We start from the raw sequence: 19,832 nt of genomic DNA, 5'->3' as shown, positions 1-19,832 counted from the left end.
TTTATTTATTGCGTTATGCAGGAAAAAACAAAGAATCCACGAAGTAAAAAAACAACAATTATATAAATAATTGGAGTGAAGTTATGAAGCTTTTAGGTGTTGAAATTGCGGATGGACTACCGGATGAGAAGTGATGGCCTGAGCAAAATGGTTTCTTTGCCTGATTATATAATTACTGAAGAGATTTGTCAGTATGACCATTTTAAAGTCTGCCGGGCTCGAAAAATTTATGGCCAACGACCGATTATTATTAAAGCCCTTACGGCTGGAGCCAACCAGCTTGATATCGCGAAAATCATTAACGAATATGAAATTACCCGCAACCTAGGCATTAGCGGAATTATCAAGCCGATAAAACTGGAATGGTCTGGACTAACCGTTGCTTTGATTGTGGAAGATATCACGGTTATACCGCTTAAAGAATACATGCGTGCTAATCAACTGGACCTATCTGGCTTTTTTTTCATTGCCATTCAACTAACAGAAACGCTGGGAGAACTCCACCAAAAAGACATTATCCACAGGGACTTAAAACCAGATGCCGTTTTTATCCACCCTGATACAAAGCAGGTAAAAATCGCAGATTTCAGTATCGCAACCATTATGTCACGGAAAGGTCACTCTGAGTTGCCTTCTCATACTTTTTCAGGAACTCCGGCCTATATGTCTCCAGAACAGATTGGCCGAATGGGTACTATTGACCACCGCAGTGATTTGTATTCTTTGGGAGTCGTATTGTACGAAATGCTGATCGGGAGACTTCCTTTACATGCAGACAATGACGTGCAGTGGGTCCACGCACACATGGCCAAAAAACCAGTAGACCCCGGGAAAATTAATCCGAGTATTCCCCTGGCAGTCACCGCAATTATCATGAAGCTGCTGGCCAAGACTGCCACAGAGCGCTACCAAAGCGCCGCCGGCCTTTTGGCGGACCTGGAAGAATGCCGGCGGCAGTGGAGCCAAAGCAACACGATTGAACCGTTTACCCCCGGCCAGCGTGACTTTGCCGGAAGTTTTCAACTTCCCCGCAAACTCTATGGACGGGAAAAAGAAGCAGCGGCTTTAACAACTGCTTTTGAGCGCGCCTGTTCTGGACAAAGCGGACTAATGTTGGTGCACGGCTATGCAGGCACCGGAAAAACGGTATTGATTCAGGAAACACTTCGCCCGCCGGCGACCAAAAAAGGCTATTTTATAACCGGAAAATCCGACCAGCTTCAGCGGAATAATCCTTATGCCACCTTCATTCAGGCTTTTGGTAATTTGCTGCGCCAAATATTAACAGAAAGTTGGGAAAGGCTGGCTGGCTGGAAAAGAACACTTAACCGGGCGCTGGGTAAGAATGGAGCAATAATTACCGAAGTCATTCCGGAAGTTGAATTGATTGCAGGACCGCAGCCTGCGGCGGAAAGACTGCAGCCACGTGAAGCCCAAAACCGCTTCCGGCTGATATTCCGCAATTTTGTCCGTGCTTTTGCCCAGAAAGCGCACCCGTTAGTCATCTTTCTGGACGACCTGCAATGGGCGGATCCGGCGTCACTGGAATTGGTCCAGTGTCTGAGCGCAGATACAGACATCCGTTACCTGTTGCTGCTCGGTGCTTACCGGGATAATGAAGTAACCGGTACTCACCGGTTGTTAACTGCCATTCAAGAACTGCAAACAGCGGACATCTTGGTACAGCAGTTGGCGTTAACGCCTTTAACGCCAACTCGTACCGGACAATTCATCGCCGATACCTTACACTGTGAACAGGCGAAGTCAGCACCGCTGGCAGAAATTATGCACAGGAAAACGGGCGGCAACCCTTTTTTCCTTGGACAGTTACTACAGTCGGCGTATGAGGAAAATCTCCTGGTTTTTAATTTAAAAGACGGCTGTTGGGAGTGGCAAACGTCAGCTATTCAGGATATGTCACTGACCGATGATGTGATTGATTTTATGCTCGGCAAGCTGCAAAAACTTCCGGCTGCGACCCGCAATGTGTTGCAACTCGCCGCGTGCATTGGCAATATATTCGACTTAAAAACTCTGGCCATCGCTTGTGAACAGACACCTGGGCAAACAATCGCCGCTCTCCGGTTAGCGATTGCGGAAGGGCTTATATTGCCGTTAAATGCTCCAGGTCAGACGCAGGAACCATTATACCGGCTGGACGACGCCCTAGTTGATTTTGCCGCCAAATATGAGTTTCTACATGACCGCGTTCAACAGGCAGCTTACTCACTGATTCCGGAAGAGGAAACAAAAGAAGCGCATGTAAAGATTGGCCGGTTGTTTTTGCAGAGTATGGATCGGGATGAACTGAACGAAAAAATTTATGACATTATGGACCACTTGAACCGTGGTCTGGATTTAATCCATGACCAGGCCGAAAAAATCAAACTGGCCGGCTATAACTTACTGGCCGGCAAAAAGGCTAAAGCCGCTATAGCGTATGCAGCAGCTTTGAACTATTTTAAAATCGGTATAGTTCTTCTCCCTGATGATGCGTGGCAGGATTATTACCAAGTAACTTATGACCTTTATCTGGAGCGTTTTCAGTGTGAACATCTTTGTGCTCATTTCGACATAGCAGAAGTACTATTTGATTTAATTTTATCCAAGGCTAAGACAAACCTGGAAAAAGCCAATCTATATGAAATAAAAATCTTATTGAATTTAGGAATTGAAAGATATCAGGAAACACTACTCCTGGGAATAAAAGGATTAAACCTGCTGGGTGTCAATTTGCCGGAGAGTCCCGGGAAATTCGCATTGCTCAAAGAACTTTTACCGGCTAAATGGCACCTGCAGAGCCACAAGCTGGGCGATTTTGCTAATCTGCCGGAAATAACCGATCCGGTGCAAAATGAAGTAATGAAGCTTCTCTTCACTCAGGCGCTTGTTGCCAGTATCGTCAACCCGGAATTATATACATTTATTTTGCTAAAAATAAATAACCTTTCCCGGAAATTCGGCAATACTTATTGCTTTACGCTTAGCTCTATGTGTTATATTTTTTGCGCTGGCAGAGTGTTGGGTGATTATAAAACAGTGCTCGAATATAAAAAAGATGTCCAGCAACAGTTTGAACAATACACCAGCAGTTTTGATAAATACCTGCTCTATCATTCGATTGGCACCTATGTAAGCCACTGGACGGAACACGTTCAAACCGGCATTGATTACTTACAAAAGGCTGTTGATCATGCGCTTGAAGGCGGGAAACTGCTTTTTGCCGGCTATGCAATGACCCTGCTTATTGAAAATAAATATATTTCAGGGGTTTCTTTGGCCGATCTCTACCAGGAATGCCAGCAGTATTATCACTTTTCCAAACTGGTAAGGCTTTTATATTATCAAACGCTGATAGCAAATTTACGGGGCCTGACCGGTGAAAACGCAATGTTCGGCAATGAGAATTACGCTGAAGAAACTTGCCGGGAATTAAAAGACCACAAAAAAGCAGTCATGGCCCGGGATTTTGCTAAAATACAATTGTCATACCTGTATGGCGATTACGGAAATGCTCTGGCGACAGCGGAGCAAGCTCAGCAAAACATCAATGCAATTAAGGGGTTTTTGCTTTCCGCCGAATACAGTTTCTATTATTGCCTGGCAATTACTGCAAGGTTTGATGGCCTGCCGGTAAAGCAACAACAAAAATACCGGAAAATACTAAAAAAGCACCGGGATTTGCTGCAAAAATGGTCTGACTCCTGCCCGGCGAACTTCTTGCATAAATACCTGCTGGTTGCCGCCGAAACGGCCCGCCTTGACAACAAGGACAGCGCTGCCATGGCTTTATATGACCAGTCGACCCAATCTGCCCGGGAGAATGGCTACATACAAAATGAAGCGATCGCCGGCGAGTTGTCAGCAAGGTTTCACCTAGCTAAAGGCCGGGACAAGATTGCTCAAGTCTACCTGTCTGATGCCTGTCATAGATATCTCAAATGGGGAGCAACCAGAAAGGTGAGGTATCTTAAAGACCAGTACCCGCATTTGCTGGGTGGCACATCCCCTCAGGAGGAAGTGCTGAAAACTGCGGAAATATTGAAAAATGCCTGTCGCTTCACCGGTGCCGGTGTCAGCGGCTTCGCCAGTGATCCGGACCTGTGCACTATACGGAAGGCAGTGCAGAAACTGGCTGAAGGAACAGAACCGCCGGCATTGCTGAAAAGCCTCCTGGAAATAGCTTGCGAGAATGCCGGAGCCGATAAAGGATATTTGATATTGGGAAAAAGCGAAAATCTGCTCAGCGAAACTGCCAAAAGTGGTAAACCGTATCCTGCAATAACGCTAATATCGCACTCGGTAGGAAAAAGAGTTAACTTCTCCCGGACGACGGTCCGCTATGTTGCCCGGATGCTTGAACCTGTGGTGCTTAACGATACGGAACAGGCCGGCATTTTCGCCGGCGACCCCTATCTTGCCGGACCTTGTCCCCAATCTATTATCTGTCTGCCACTGTTATGTCAAGGCTTATTTGTTGGCGTGCTTTATCTGGAAAACACATTGATGTGTCAGGTGTTTACACCGGACAGGCTGGAAATGTTAAAACTTTTGGCAAGCCAAATGGCCTATATTCAAAAATTGCAGTTATCCGTAACCGAGGATGCCGCCGCTGTAACGGAGAAAACACCACTGTTATTGGCTGACTTCCTTACCGAACGAGAATTGGATGTACTCAGACTGATAGCTGCCGGTATGTCCAACAGGGAAATTGCCCAGGAACTGCAGTTGACGGTGAACACCGTTAAGACTCATATTCTCAATATTTATGGAAAACTCCAGGTGAACAAGCGAGTACAGGCCATAGCTAGAGCCAGAGAATTAAAACTGATAACCAAAGAATAAATTTTTAATCTTCACCCTTTGAGGTGATGTTCTTTCAAGGTAAGTGGTGTAAGTTTAGAAGGAAACCTAGTTATAAGTTTAGAAGGAAACCTAGTTATATATAGGAGGAATAAATTATGTCGAGAGTAAGAAAAATTATGGCAGATTTTTATGAAAAAATGGATCCGAAAAATACCCTTGAACAGAGTCGCCAGGTGTTTGCGGAAATTGGTAGACAAGAACAACTTCCAGAAGGTACCACAGTTGAAAAGATACTTGCTGCAAATTTACCGGCAGAGTGGGTAAAGGCGGCCAATGTTGCGCCCGAGAACGAACAGGTGATTCTCTATTTCCATGGAGGTGCATTTACACTTGGCTCCTGTGATACGCATCGCCGTCTCGCTGCGCTCATTTCCGAAGCCAGCGGGGTACAGGTATTGGTAATTGAATACCGGCTGGCCCCGGAGCACAAATATCCTGCCGCTAACGATGACTGCCTTGCAGCCTATCGCTGGCTCATTGAAAAAGGTATTTCCGCTGGGAATATTATCATCGGCGGAGATTCATCAGGCGGCACTCTGACGTTAATGACTTTGCTGTCACTACGTGACGCAGGCGATCCGCTGCCGAAAGCCGCATTCTTCTTGTCACCGCTTTTGGACATGATCTACTTTGACGGCGAATCATATATCAGCCGGGCAGGGCTGGATGTAAGCACATTAGAAGCTGCCAAGTCAGTTACCGGGTTTTATGTTGATGCTGCGCTGAAACCCTTACCGCCGATTTTATCACCACTCAATCAAGATTTGCGTGGATTACCTAATCTATTCGTCCAGATTGGTGACCACGAGGTATTGTTGAGTGACTGCACCCGCTTGGCCGAACGGGGCAAAGCGGCCGGCGTCAATGTCACGCTGGATATTTGGGACGAAATGTGTCATGGCTTTCAGTTCTTGTCGGCATTCGTACCTGAGGTAAAACCGGCTATTGATAACGTAGGTCAGTTTGTGAAGATACAATTTAATGAAGTAGTTAGTGCAAAGCATACAAGTGATTGAGAAATTTAAGCCGATGCCGCCGGATGTTTTTGCTGTTAAAGCCCTGAATGCTGTTGCCAGGAATGAAGCAATCATTGTTATTCCGAGCCGGTGGAAATTTTTTTGATGGCTTGACCGGTTATCCCAACATGGAATTTACGCCTAACTCAACAGAGAGTCGCTGAATACTTTAAAAAGTGAGGGGTTTTAAGATGTCATCAAGCCATTCTTGATTTACTGGACATACTCAAGCCTGATGCAATAATAGAATTCTGTAACTGGGGTTGCAAAACTTCCAGCGGGGGTTCAGCCCTTTTGCAGAAAACTTTACAGGCAAATGGAATATCATCTTTAGTTTTGGAGGGCGATAGTGTCGACCGTAGAAACGGACACAGCGGGCAGCAGCAAACCAGGCTGGAGGCCTTCCTGGAAATGGTCAGGCACCAAAGTAGGAGGAGGTAATAGGGTGCTGGGCTATGTGTGTAAATATACCCCCATCGAGGTGCTGCAAGGCTTCGGTGCAGAGGTGGTAAGAATAGACTCTGCCATTACCGGTTTTGCCAGAGCCGATGGGCTGCTGCATCCCAACATTTGTGTTTATGCCAAGGCTGTTTTGGAAGAGCTCTTGAGCAAAACTGAGGACAGAGACTTAGACGGCATTATTTTGGTACCCTGTTGTGACAGCATCAGAAGGTTGTACGATGTGTTGAAAAGCCACTGGGGTGGCAAGTTTGTCTATATGATAGATGTACCGAGAAAAATTGATTTTTTTGCCGTCAGATTTTTTGTTAATGAAATTAAAAAGTTGATAAGTAGCTACAGGGATTTTACCGGCAAGAACTTTGACGATAAATGCCTGTTGACAATGCTTCCTGCTAGCAGATATGCTGCTAAAAACGAGGCAGTCAACCTCGCTCTTATGGGGGCACGGTGCAAAGACTCAATCTTCGATACTATAAAGAAAGCTGGGGCCGAGGTGGCCTATGATTTTACCTGCACGGCCAGTCAGCGAGACTTTGTAAGGCATACCTTTACGGCTAATGAGGATAATGCTCTTTTTAGCTATGCTCACAGCCTGCTTCATACTTATCCCTGCCTACGGATGGCAAATATCGACGGACGATTAGGGTGGCTGCAAAAGGATATCGGCAATATAGCCGGTATTATCTACCATATAGTCAAATTTTGTGATTTTTACTCCTATGAGTATGCCCAGTTAAAGAATAATCTGAGTGTACCGGTCTTAAAGCTTGAAACAGACTACACCGAACAGTGTGAAGGCCAGATACGAACGAAGATAGAGGCTTTTATCAAAACCTTAAAAGCACAAAGACAAGAAACTTCGAATTTCAAAGTGCCAAGTATCACTGGGAAAACGTATTTTGCAGCAGGAATAGATAGCGGCTCTACCTCCACTAACGCCGTTATTATTGATGGTTCTATGCGAATTATTTCTTACGCGGTAGTACGGACTGGGGCTAAAAGTATTGACAGTGCTAATAAAGTGTTTACTGAAGCCCTCGCTAAAGCCAATCTGACCCGGGAGCAGGTGTCTAGGATTGTAACCACCGGTTACGGGAGGAGCAGCATACCTTTTGCAGATAAACACGTCACCGAAATTACCTGCCACGGCAAAGGTGCCCATTTTATCAATAACCAGATTAGCACGGTCATTGATATCGGTGGGCAGGACAGTAAAATTATCAGGCTTAATGATAAGGGGGAAGTCGTTGATTTTGTCATGAATGATAAATGCGCCGCCGGGACAGGAAGATTCTTGGAGATGATGGCTAGAGCCCTGGAAATATCCATTGAAGAAATGGGGCCAGTTTCCCAAAAATGGCAGGAAGAGATCAACATTACCAGTATGTGTACCGTCTTTGCCGAGTCGGAAGTTATCTCATTGATTGCCCGGAATAAAGAAAGGGCGGATATCATCCATGGCCTTTGCAACGCTGTGGCCCGCAAAACTGTTTCCCTGATGGGGAAAGTGGGGAAAGCAGGAGAATACATGATGACTGGTGGCGTCGCCAGGAATGCCGGGGTGGTCAGATCAATTGAGGCCATGGTAAGGGAAAGAATTTTTATCTATGACCAACCCGAACTAGTAGGGGCAATAGGTGCTGCGCTCATAGGGTTGGAAGAATGGAATAATGATGTATTATAAATAAAAAGATATTCTATAAAGCATTCCTCTGCTGCGGCAAAGCCGATGTTTTCGCCGTCATCATGAAATTAAAGAAAAGGTATTATACATTTGTGACGTATAACGCAGTTTTCTCCCTATTCCGTTTGGGTTCGATTTCTAAGATACATGTTTGGGAGGAGGTAAATGATTAATTGTTTTCTGCGCAAGCGCAAATTATATTATTTTAGGAGGCTTAACTAAATGGTAACAGAGATTTTAAGATCGCGAATTTGCCGTCGGTCAATATTAGCTATCGTGTTGATTGGTGTTTCTTTGCTTACTCAGATCGCATTCGCACAAAATGGGTTAACAAAAATAGCGGATAACGTTTATTGTTATGTAGACACAAAACCCATGATACCGCAAAATAGTTTTGCTGCCAACACCGGAGTCATTATCGGCCAAGACGGGATCGTAGTTGTCGATACTCTTACTTCGGCCAAAGAGGGGCAGCGGCTTATCAATGACATTCGTGCGATTTCTGATAAGCCTATAAAGTATGTCGTCATTACCCACTGGCATTCTGACCATGTCCTGGGCAGTTCGGAGTTTGTGAAGCTCGGGGCAACTATCATTTCCCAAGAGACCGACAAAAATAACCTAAAAAAGGCCGGCCCAACTATGCTGCAGTATGTCCAAAATAGTTGGGGACTTACGGAAAAAGATATGGAAGGAACGACCATCGCCTACCCTACCCTGACCTTTAACGAGCAAATGGAAATAGACCTGGGCGATCAGACAATTAAGCTAATCTATCCTGGGCCTTCTCATACGGATGGTAGCATCCTTGTCTATCTGCCTGGCAAAAAGATCCTGTTTACCGGCGACATCTTGTTTACAGGCTATCACCCCTATATCGCCGATGGGAATATCCCCAGTTGGCTTACCGTGCTTGACTATATTCAGAAGATGGATGTTGATCAGATCATTCCGGGGCATGGTCCAATATCCGGTAAAAAGGATATTGCAGACATGAAGGAATACCTGGGTATTTTTGATAAAAATGCCAAAAAACTCTGTGCAAAATCAAACGATATTGAGTACATCTTCTCCGAACTTAAAAAGGTCCTGCCACAGAGAGATAGCGAAATGATGATACAAGGGAACCTCAGGATAAAGTATCTGAATAATAAATAACAGCCAAATAATAATGGAGCAAGATATACTTATTTGGGTTCCAGGGGATTTTGAATATCGCCTGGAACCTCTATTTATTTTATTCATTGCACCGTGCAGGAAAAAGCAAAGAGTCCTCGAAGTGAAAAAATAACATTTTTAAAAATAACTGGAGTGATGGTATGCAACTATTAGGGGTTGAAATTGCATATGGACTATCGGATGAGAAGTGATGGCCTGAGCAAAATGGTTTCTTTGCCTGATTATATAATTACTGAAGAGATTTGTGAGTATGACCATTTTAAAGTCTGCCGGGCTCAAAAAATTCATGGCCAACAGCCGGTTATTATTAAAGCCCTTACGGCTGGAGCCAACCAGCTTGATATTGCGAAAATCATTAACGAATACGAAATTACCCGCAACCTAGGTATTAGCGGAATTATCAAGCCGATAAAGCTGGAATGGTCTGGATTAATCGTTGCTTTGATTGTGGAAGATATCACGGTTATACCGCTCAAAGAATACCTGCGTGCTAATCAACCGGACCTATCTGGTTTCTTTTCCATTGCTATTCAACTGACGGAAACGTTGGGTGAACTCCATCAAAAGGGCGTTATTCACAGGAACTTAAAACCCGATGCTATTTTGATTCACCCTGATACAAAACAGGTAATAATAGCGGATTTCAGCATCGCAACCTTTATGCCCCGGAAAGGTCACACTGAGTTTCCGCCCCATACTCTGGCAGGAACCCCGGCCTATATGTCGCCGGAACAGATTGGCCGGATGGGCAAGGCTATTGACCACCGCAGCGATTTTTATTCCCTGGGAGTAGTGTTATACGAAATACTGACTGGACAGCTTCCTTTCCAGGCAAGCCATCAACTTCAGTGGATCTATGCCCACATTGCCCAAAAACCGGTTAACCTCAGAGATATCAATCCTGACATTCCGCCTGCGCTTTCCGCCGTCATCATGAAATTATTGGCCAAAATGGCCGGAAAACGATATCAAAACGCCTTGGGACTTCTGGCAGACTTGGCAGAATGCCAGCGACAATGGAACCAGAGCGGAGCGATTCAGCCGTTTATCCTCGGGCAGGTAGACTTGTCTGGACGTTTTCAGTTTCCTAACAAGCTTTATTGTCGGGAACGGGAGATAAAAGTTCTCACAGATGCCTTTGAAAGTGTGCGTTTAGGCCGGGCTGGACTGGTGCTGGTGTATGGGTATGCAGGTACCGGAAAAACGGTATTGATTCAGGAAGGATTTAGACCTCTTGCGATCAAAAAAGGATACTTGATAACCGGAAAATCAGACCAGCTTCAACAGAACATCCCCTATGCCCCGTTTATTCAGGCGTTTAGAGATTTGATGCGGCAGTTTTTGACTGAAAACCAGGAGAGTCTTGTTGCTTGGAAAGAAAAACTTTTGCGCGCTCTGGGCCGGAATGGCGCGGTGATTACCCAAGTTATTCCTGAAGTAGAATTGATTATTGGGACCCAACCGCCAGCTGAATTACTTCAGCCGCGGGAAGCTCAAAACCGCTTCCGATTGGTATTTAGAAATTTCATCCGGGTATTTACCCAAAAAGAACATCCCTTAGTCATTTTTCTGGATGACTTGCAATGGGTCGATTCCGCATCACTAAATTTGCTCCAATACTTATGTGAAGATCCGGACAGTCACAACTTGTTTTTTATCGGTGCATACCGGGATAACGAGGTAACCGGCGTGCACCCACTACTGCTCACCCTGAATGAACTGCAAAAAATGAAAATCCCTATACAACATATATCACTGGCGCCCCTGGATCAAGCCTGCACCTTTCAATTTGTCGCCGATACCTTACACTGTTTAAGAGGGACTGGCAAGTCACAGCTGCTAGCAGAAATGCTTTACCGGAAGACAGGCGGCAACCCCTTTTTTCTTGGTCAGTTGTTACAGTCCGCGTATGAGAAAAATCTTCTGCGCTTTAACACGAATGACCGGTGTTTGGAATGGGAGTCGGCTTCTATCGATGAAATGCCCATGACTAACGATGTAATTAATTTTATGACAGACAAGTTGCAAAGGCTTCCGGCCGAAACCCGTAATGTCTTGCAGCTGGCCGCTTGCATCGGTAATACATTTGACCTAAAAACGCTATCCCTTGCTTGTGAACAGACACCTGGCCAAACAATTGCCAACCTCCGGTTGGCAATTATTGAAGGCCTCGTACTGCCCAGAAATGGTTTTGACCATACTTATCGATTGTTCTGTCATGTATATAAGGCTATCAATTCTGAAACAAAATACGAGTTTTTGCATGACCGTGTCCAGCAGGCAGCTTATTCCTTGGTCCCGGAAGAGAAAAAACAGGAGATACACTTGCAAATTGGCCGGTTGCTTTTGCAAAATACGGCTCAGAATGAACTGGATGAAAAGATTTTTGACATTATGGACCACTTGAACCGCGCTCTGGATTTATTCGATTACCTGGCTGAGAAGATTAAATTAGCGGAGTACAATTTGCTAGCCGGTCAGAAGGCCAAAGCTTCAACTGCTTACGGTTCAGCGCTGGAATATTTTAATTCCGGCATAGCCCTCCTCCCTGACAATGCTTGGCAGGAGTATTACCGCTTGACTTATGACCTTCACCTGGAACGTGCTCAATGTGAGTATCTTTGTGACCATTTCGACACAGCAAATCAATTGTTTAATTTTCTAATGGACAGGGCTCAAACAAACATGGAAAAGGCCAATATCTGTCTTATTAAAATGACTTTGAATTTAGGAATTAAAAAGTATCATGAAACGCTTCAATTAGGAATAAAAGCCTTAAAACTGTTGGGGTTCGATTTGCCGGATAACCCTGGAAAATTTGCTTTTATCAAGGAAGTTTTGCTGGCAAAATGGTACTTGCGACACCGCAGATTGACCGATATTACTAATTTACCGGAAATGACCGATCCAGTGAAAAAGAAAATTATTCGGCTTCTCATAACCCAAGCGTGTGCGGCAGCTATGATCAATTCAAGATTATGTATGTTCATTATGCTAAAAGTTGCCAATATATCTATTAAGTATGGCAATACCGATTTTTCTCCTACTGGCTATATCAACTACACTGTCTTTTTCGGCAATGTGCTGGGAGACTATAAAACAGGGCATGAGTTTGAACAAAAGGCCTTAAAACTTATTGAGAAATACGATAATAGTTTTGCCAAGTGCATATTCTATTTTACTGCCGGCATATATGCCAGCCACTGGACTAACCATGGCAGCACCAGCGTTGATCACTTGCAGAAAGCTGTTGATTATGGTCTCGATGCGGGAGAATTGCTGTTTGTCTGGTATGCGAAGACCTTGATTATTGAAACAAAGTATTTGCTAGGAGCTTCTTTGCCCGAGCTTTATGAGGGAGGACAGCGCTACTATAACTTTGCAAAACGGGTGAGACTATTAAATTATCAATTACTGATAGCCAATTTAATAGGATTGGCCGGAAACCTTGAAACCCTAAGCAATGCTGATTACACGGAAGAAGATTTCCGAAAATGCTTACAAGAAGATCATACAGCTATTATGACTTATCATTTTTCAAAAATCCAATTATATTACCTCTATGGTGATAACGCGAAAGCCTTGGCCCTGGTGGAACAAACTTGCCAAGACTTTAAGATAATCAGCGGTCTATTGCTTGCCGCCGAGTACATTTTCTATTGTTCCTTAGTAATAACTGCTAGCATTGACCAACTGCCGAAAAACCAACAGAAGAAATACCGGAAACTACTTAGAGAAAACCAGCAACGGATGAATAAGTGGTCAAATTCCTGTCTGGCAAACTTTCTCCACAAATACCTGCTGATTGCCGCCGAAATAGCTCGCCTGAACGGTGAAGACAATGAAGCCATGACCTTGTACGACCAGTCCATTCAATCTGCCCGCGAAAACGGCTATTTGCAGAATGAGGCTCTCGCCAACGAGTTGGCAGCCAAGTTTTATTTCGCCAAAGGACGGGATAAAGTTGCTCAAGTCTATCTAATCGACGCTCGCAGCGGATATACCAAGTGGGGAGCCAACAGAAAGGTACAAAATCTTGAAATCCAATATCTGCATCTGCTGGCTGGAACATCTATTGTAGATGAAGAGCTTGAAACCATAGAAATATTAAAAAAAGCCTACCAAGTTGCTGATGGTGGCAATAACGAAGCTACTGGTAAACTGGAACTGTATACTGTCGTGCAAGCGGTACAGAGAGTAGCTGAAGAAACAAACCCAGCCAAATTGTTGAAAAGCGTTTTAGATATTGCTATTGAGAATGCCGGAGCTGATAAGGGTTATCTAATTCTGGAGAAAGATGAGATACTGTTTATTGAAGCCGCTAAAGACAATGGTCCACACTCGGCGGCGACAGTAACACCACTTCTCCTGGAAAAAAGCGTTAATCTCTCACAGATGATGGTCCGCTATGTTGCCCGGACACTGGAACCCGTAATCGTAAATGACATCAAACAAGCTGGAATCTTTGCTAAAGATCCCTATATTATTCAGTCGTGTTCAAAAGCTGTTGTTTGTCTGCCTTTGATCCTTCAGGGCATACCTGTAGGGGCCCTGTACCTGGAAAACAGCCTGTTGACCGGAGTGTTCACACCGGAACGAGTGGAAGTATTGCGATTGTTATCCAGTCAAATAGCCTATATCCAGAAGCTGCAAGCATTTCTAGCAGAAGCTGCCGCCACAGTAGACGCTACCCCGTTGCCAATGATTGAGCCGCTCACAGAGCGGGAACTGGATGTCTTACGCCTAATTGCCGCCGGCATGTCGAACAAGGAAATTGCCTTGAGATTGAAGCTCACTGTAAATACCGTCAAGACCCATATCCTGAATATATATGGCAAGCTGCAGGTGAGCCGGAGAGTACAGGCCGTAACCAGGGCTAAGGAATTAAAGCTGATAAACTAAGAAAAACATTCCTCTGCGCTGTTGAAGGGATGTTTTTTTGAAAATATCACATCTCACCCGTTTGGGTGATCCTCTTTGGCTAATAATACAGTAATTTTAAAATTAGCCTATGTATCTAAGGATATCAAGTATTAATAAAAAGACTGTTATTATTAAAGGAGGTGTTTGATAATGTTAACTGTAAGTGCAAAGTGTACCCAATGTGGTACTTGCGTAGAAGTATGCCCGGCTATGGGAATTATTGAAATGCGGCAGCAGGGGCTGGAACTGCTTTTGCCGGAAGTATGTGTTAAGTGTGGGCATTGTGTTGCGGTATGCCCGGTAGGGGCGTTAGATCATCCACAGGTACCACTTAGTAAACAAGTGCCTGTAAATGATCTTCCTGTGCTGGACCCGGCGGCTGCTGCCCGTTTTTTAAGATCGCGCCGGTCGATCCGCTCTTACAAGCAGGAGGCCGTCCCGCAAGAGCTATTGCTGCAACTGCTGGATATTGCCAGATTTGCACCATCCGGTTGCAATAGCCAGGGTCTGTCATACCTAGTCGTTACTAAGCGGGAACTGATGGCAAAGCTAACTGAGGTGACGGTGCAATATCTGGAAGAACAAATTGGGAACAACGTGGATTGGGTTATGCCGTTCAAGGGTTCTGTGGACGTTTACCGAAACACCAAACAAGATGTTATCCTGCGAGATGCACCACATTTGATTGTTGCCATGGCTCCCAAAGAGCATTTCCTCGGACGGGACAATGCGCGCCATTCATTGGATTATGTTGAACTATTCGCGCCAACCCTAGGGCTGGGAACTTGTTGGGCCGGCTTATTGGAGATATGTGGTTTTACCGGTTATCCTGAAATGTACCGGCTGCTGGACATCGGGGAAAACATGGCTATAGTCGGGGCGCTGATGGTGGGCTATCCCCGCTATACTTACCAAAGGCTGGTTGATAGGAATCCGTTGGAAGTAACCTGGCGATAAGAATCGATAGGGGAGGAGGAAAAGGAAAATGGCAACCCAACAAATGGTAACTATTGGACAGGGGAACAATAACGCTGTACTCAACGTTCCACTGAAATCGATCGATCTGGCAAAATGGTTTTTTAGCCTTACGGATGAGGAATACAGAGCATGTTCGTCCGGACATAACGGTATGGTACAAGGCCGTCTACCGAGTGGTAAGCGAGTTGCGGTAAGTGTCGAAACAATTGGTGGTAATTTTATTGTGAATAACTTTATCGAGGACCTAGCTCAGCCTGATCACGTACGCACTGTATCCAGCTCGGTTATGTGGATCGGGGGACCGGATGGAACCTTTTCAGTATTGGTTAAAGTTACCTGGGAACTTAAAATTGCAGCTGAGTCTGCCCAGTCATGTAGGCTGACCTGTAACGTTATGGCTGAGACGGCAGATATGACGTTCCTCTCAATGCTTCAGAATCTTCTGCCTAGTGATTCTGATCCGACGCACGAACATTTCATCAGTGAGACCCCTCTTTTCGCAGCAGACATAGAGCAAAAAGCAAAGGCCGGGATATTTTATTAAGGAGAGGAAAGAGAAATGAAGATTACTGTTATAAATGGAAGTCCTAAAGGTAAAGACGGCAATACCAGTATAATGGTGAACTCTTCTCAATACTTCTGAAGCAGCAGTACGGCCGATTATTGAAAAGTACCTGCAACTTTTAGAAACGGCAGGCAAAGAAATTGTTACTAAGAACAAGCTAGCGGAGGAAACGGAAAAATTGCTGGAACAGAACTTTATTCCTGATGATATTTATATAGAACAAGTTAACAATTTTTTTGATGGTTTACTAACTAAGCTAGAACATCCTTACTTGAAAGCGTAGAGAGAAGTGGCAGGTACAACTATTGCTTTGGATTGGTTAACTCCGGAACGTGCCGCATCTCTAGCTGAAATAATACAAAAGAAATCGATCTATATACAACGCGTTAAAGATTTTTGCAGGCGGATAACGCTAGTGGTGCAATACACCATCCGTCTGTTAGGTTTGTTAAACCACAAAGAACACAAAGAGCGCAAAGGGATACGAAGTGTAGATCGGAATATATAAAAACATTATTGGAAATAAACTGTCAACAACCCGTTCCTCAACAGTTTCATTTCATGAGCGTGAGAAAATAGATTGCATCTCTGTGCGCTATGCGCAAAGATGCAATCTATTTTTTCTCACACTTTATTTTTGGTATAAGGTATAGTTACTCAGGGTAGTACCATTTTGGTCGATAAATTGGATATGAATTGGATTGTCAAAGTTTAACGTCAGACGGTCAAGGGCGATAACGTCATTATTGATAGTTGGTGAGAGTCGGTGGTTTTCCAGGGGGCTTTTTGTCCTGATGGTAACAGTCAGGTTATTGCCTGTTTGGACAACCTTTTCAATACCAATGCCGTAACCTTTACTAGCTACTGATCCGATATGTGCGTAGAGTACAAGCTGCCGGCCAAAATTAATCGGTTCTACTTTATCGACAATGATGCCAGGAATATCTGCAATATCGGCTGATTCAGGCTTGGAGAGTAAAACGCCGACTTTCATATCTGCCGGGTAGACACTTTCGTGCCAGGTCCAATTGGTAAAGTTGTTGTTGTTATATAGTGTCTTCTTAGTAACCGTTGTTACCGGTGCGGTAGCTGCGCCTAGCGTTCGATAACCATAGAGGCTGGCTGGACGATAGGTGGCAGGGTATTTGCTGTTGCCGATGCCGCGAATTGTGGTGATTATCCATTTTGTGCCGCTTCTTTCCAGATCAACTTTAAAGGTTTGGCCACTGGTTTTTACCTGGACAATGGCTTTGCCACCCGAATTTGACAATAGTGTGAAGCTATCGTCGTAAGCATCAAACCCGAAGGTGGCCGCATTATCTTTTACAACTTCTACCGGGTCGCCTAAGTGGATAACACTATCATCATGACCGCCGGTAACGACCTCTGTTACACTATTAATTTTCCAGTCATCAGCTGTTTTGCTTAGACGGACCTTGTAGGTTTTGCCCCTATCGGTGCGAACCACGACCACAGCTTCTGTCGAACTATGCCATTGTAGTGAAAAACTGTCATGCCGGGCATCAAAGCCATAGGCAGTAGCTGCTGCCTTGACGGCGGCTATTGGTGAAGACTGCTGCTCAGCGGGGCGTTCTTTATCACGGTCACGGTTCGCAGCATTCTCTTGAGTAGTTTCCCTGTTATTATCTTGTTGGCCTTCAGTGGGAGGATTGGCCTCAGTACTCGGAGACGGGGCTGTGATAGCTGTATTCTCTGCAGCATGAGCATGGGACAGGGGAAGTCCTGGCAGCATAGCTGAGGTTACAACAGCAGCACCGGCAAGGGCGGCCACTAGACGCTTGCACCTGCGTTTGGCACTTTTTCTACGGCTGGTGTGCTTCATAGTCTGCTCCTTTCTATACCAAGTTTTTATTATTGTCTGCCAAAATAGAAGATAGCAACCGCGACAGTTTATGGATGATTAGCCAATTTTAAAAAAAACAGGATCAGACAAAGTGAGCGCTCGTTTGTCTTAAAAATGTATTATTTGAGGCCGCCTGAGGGTAGCCTTTTTTGTTTTAGTTAAAAAACTTTGCTGACTATGGCAGGATTTTATCAAATAAAGTAGAAATCTACCGGAGTTTTGAATAGTAGTAAAGCGGTAGCTATCTTAAAGGTGGGAAAGGTTGGGTTTATTATCAGGCTGGTTTGTTGGGATGAATTTTACACGGAGTTGCAGCAGGATTGCAAACTCTTTATTTTCATAGTAGGAGTCTTCTGTTTATTTCGCGTTGGCTTTATCGTGGTCATGCATTCCTTTTTGAGCGAAGCCGTGACCGTGAGCGACATTGTTTCAGCACTATATTATGGTTTGCGAATCAGCTTGAAAAGTGCGGGAATGCTGGTGCTGGTGCCGTTTGTTTGTTGTACGGGCGTGCGCTTGTTTCTTCCCTGGAAGCGGCTTAGCCATATTCGCTTTTATCTAGGGGCGGGTTATGTTACGATACTTAGCTTTTTATTTCATGCGCGTATTCCCTACTACCAGGAATTTCGTATGGCCTTTAATCAATTATTGTTCAATACGTTAAATGATGATGTGACGGCAATTGTGCATACTGTTGTCGAGCAGTATAATTTGCCTGTCAGAGTGTTATTGGCGAGCATGACAGCCTTGTTATTGTGCAAAGTACTGCAGCGGTGGTTGGCTGCTAAAACCTTCAGCTTCCCCCGGTTATCTAAATGGTATCAAAACATTGCTATTCGTGCGGCTCTGCTTGTAGTCATTTTTTATCTGGCTATTTTTATTCGGTTTGGTGGAACCATGACTTATGCCTATAATATCGACTGGGAGAATTCCGGAGTTACTAAAGATCAGCTGCTTAATGAAGCTATTTTGGATGATGTGCAGGCATTGTATCGGGCCTATGTTTTACATGAACGGGTTTGTTCTTCTACTGGTCTGGATATGGAGCCGGCGCGGCTAAATGATTATGGCAGCTATCTGGCGGGAAAACAAGTGAATTCCGTTAATTTGGATGACTTTTTACGCAAAAAAGTAATAGTAGGAACAGAGGCGCCGCCCAGACAGGTATTTCTTATTATTGCCGAAAGTTATGCCAATTGGCCGCTACTGCCCCAGTACAGTAACCTTGCTATTGCGGGCGGCATGAAGGAGCTCATTGCGCAAGAGGACGCCGCCTATGTACCTAATTTTTTACCAAATGGTATGAGTACTATTTCCGGCGTAATGGGTGTACTTACCGGCTTAGCTGAGGCTAACCTGTATCTAAACTATTTGCCGGAGTCTTACAAAGAACCGTATGCTACTGCACTGGCACCACAGATGAAGCGGCTGGGCTATACTGCTGATTGCTGGTATGCAGGGCCTGCCACCTGGGAAAAAATCAGAGATTTTACGCTGGCACAGGGCTTTGAATCATTTCATGGTATGGGCGATTTTACTAGTGGAGGCGGCAATGTTTGGGGTGTAGATGATGCCGATTTGTATCAAGCTGTGCTTGGACAAGTGAAGAATGACAAACCTGGTTTCCATGTTATTATTACGGTATCCAATCATTCGCCCTATACGGTCGATCTGGCCAAGGAAGATTTTGATCCTGCTATTGTTACTGCCGGCTTACCAGATAAATGTAAGAATGACCAGGAGCTTATTAAGAAGCTGGGGCATTTTTGGTATGCGGATAAAATGTTGACCAAGTTTGTTAAAGAGGCCCGTCAGCAGTATCCGGACAGCCTGTTTGTTATTGTTGGCGACCATGCTGACCGGGTTAATGTGGAGACAAATCCAGCCATGTTTGAGCGGTATGCCATCCCCTTTATTGTCTATGGCAAAAATATCAGCAAAGAGACTTTTCCTGAGCAAACGGCAGGCAGCCATATTAATGTTATACCAACCTTGCTGGAACTTGTTGCTCCTAGCGGGTTTGAGTATTATTCTGTGGGACGCAGTCTGACAAATGGCAATGATTTTGGTATGAATTATGGTTTTTGGATTACGCCAGGCTATATGGGCAACGCCGATAATGATTACAAAGAAACGCACTTGTCCAAGACTGGCCTCTTACCGCCAGACCAGGATAAAATTCGCCAGGAAATTGATTCGGCCAGGGCTATATCCTGGTGGCGAATAAAGTACGGAAAAATGTTGCAAACGGTAAAATCAATTTAAACTATGTAACCTAATGTGATATACTAATAT

The 19,832-nt window shown here is 44.6% G+C and carries 10 protein-coding genes; 9 read left to right on the top strand and 1 reads right to left on the bottom strand.

What is annotated here, in order from left to right; translation table 11 throughout:
* Positions 1 to 96: 96 nt before the first annotated feature.
* The 8 genes from AC1ECB_RS17845 (at position 97) to AC1ECB_RS17810 (ending at position 15,652) form a co-directional block, all read left to right on the top strand.
* The gene (locus tag AC1ECB_RS17845) at positions 97 to 4,845 is read left to right on the top strand and encodes an AAA family ATPase (protein WP_485665038.1); all 4,749 of its coding nucleotides are present in this window, start codon (positions 97 to 99) and stop codon (positions 4,843 to 4,845) included.
* Positions 4,846 to 4,961: 116 nt separating this feature from the next.
* Positions 4,962 to 5,882, top strand: coding sequence for an alpha/beta hydrolase (locus AC1ECB_RS17840; protein ID WP_485665037.1), 921 nt, complete (start codon positions 4,962 to 4,964; stop codon positions 5,880 to 5,882).
* Positions 5,883 to 6,086: 204 nt separating this feature from the next.
* Positions 6,087 to 6,323: a 2-hydroxyacyl-CoA dehydratase family protein gene (locus AC1ECB_RS17835; RefSeq protein ID WP_485669365.1), complete on the top strand. Its 237-nt coding sequence runs from the start codon at positions 6,087 to 6,089 to the stop codon at positions 6,321 to 6,323.
* Positions 6,232 to 8,028, top strand: coding sequence for an acyl-CoA dehydratase activase (locus AC1ECB_RS17830; RefSeq protein ID WP_485665036.1), 1,797 nt, complete (start codon positions 6,232 to 6,234; stop codon positions 8,026 to 8,028). The genes AC1ECB_RS17835 and AC1ECB_RS17830 overlap by 92 nt, the downstream gene beginning before the upstream one ends.
* Positions 8,029 to 8,250: 222 nt before the next feature.
* Positions 8,251 to 9,186, top strand: coding sequence for an MBL fold metallo-hydrolase (locus AC1ECB_RS17825; RefSeq protein ID WP_485665035.1), 936 nt, complete (start codon positions 8,251 to 8,253; stop codon positions 9,184 to 9,186).
* Positions 9,187 to 9,375: 189 nt separating this feature from the next.
* Positions 9,376 to 14,109: a helix-turn-helix transcriptional regulator gene (locus AC1ECB_RS17820; RefSeq protein WP_485665034.1), complete on the top strand. Its 4,734-nt coding sequence runs from the start codon at positions 9,376 to 9,378 to the stop codon at positions 14,107 to 14,109.
* A gap of 171 nt (positions 14,110 to 14,280) precedes the next feature.
* Positions 14,281 to 15,087, top strand: a complete 807-nt coding sequence (locus AC1ECB_RS17815; protein ID WP_485665033.1) for a nitroreductase family protein — start codon at positions 14,281 to 14,283, stop codon at positions 15,085 to 15,087.
* Positions 15,088 to 15,115: 28 nt separating this feature from the next.
* Positions 15,116 to 15,652 (top strand): hypothetical protein, encoded by a 537-nt coding sequence (locus tag AC1ECB_RS17810; protein ID WP_485665032.1) that lies wholly within the window; start codon positions 15,116 to 15,118, stop codon positions 15,650 to 15,652.
* A gap of 652 nt (positions 15,653 to 16,304) precedes the next feature.
* On the opposite strand, the gene AC1ECB_RS17805 is transcribed toward AC1ECB_RS17810, so the two are convergent.
* Positions 16,305 to 17,516 (bottom strand): hypothetical protein, encoded by a 1,212-nt coding sequence (locus AC1ECB_RS17805; RefSeq protein ID WP_485665031.1) that lies wholly within the window; start codon positions 17,514 to 17,516, stop codon positions 16,305 to 16,307.
* Between the two features lie 240 nt (positions 17,517 to 17,756).
* On the opposite strand from AC1ECB_RS17805, the gene AC1ECB_RS17800 reads away from it, so the two are divergent.
* Complete coding sequence (locus AC1ECB_RS17800; protein ID WP_485665030.1) at positions 17,757 to 19,802, top strand: LTA synthase family protein; 2,046 nt, start codon at positions 17,757 to 17,759, stop codon at positions 19,800 to 19,802.
* Positions 19,803 to 19,832 lie beyond the last annotated feature (30 nt).

It is taken from the genome of Sporomusa sp. 246TCP1, from assembly GCF_057319775.1.
This window is presented reverse-complemented; position numbering and strand designations above follow the sequence as displayed.

What these genes read in the sequence shown, in the direction of transcription:
- AC1ECB_RS17815 (WP_485665033.1), top strand. Translation starts at nt 14,281, where the DNA reads ATGTTAACTGTAAGTGCAAAGTGTACCCAATGTGGTACTTGCGTAGAA.
- AC1ECB_RS17820 (WP_485665034.1), top strand. Translation starts at nt 9,376, where the DNA reads ATGGACTATCGGATGAGAAGTGATGGCCTGAGCAAAATGGTTTCTTTG.
- AC1ECB_RS17805 (WP_485665031.1), bottom strand. Translation starts at nt 17,516, where the DNA reads ATGAAGCACACCAGCCGTAGAAAAAGTGCCAAACGCAGGTGCAAGCGT.
- AC1ECB_RS17810 (WP_485665032.1), top strand. Translation starts at nt 15,116, where the DNA reads ATGGCAACCCAACAAATGGTAACTATTGGACAGGGGAACAATAACGCT.
- AC1ECB_RS17825 (WP_485665035.1), top strand. Translation starts at nt 8,251, where the DNA reads ATGGTAACAGAGATTTTAAGATCGCGAATTTGCCGTCGGTCAATATTA.
- AC1ECB_RS17840 (WP_485665037.1), top strand. Translation starts at nt 4,962, where the DNA reads ATGTCGAGAGTAAGAAAAATTATGGCAGATTTTTATGAAAAAATGGAT.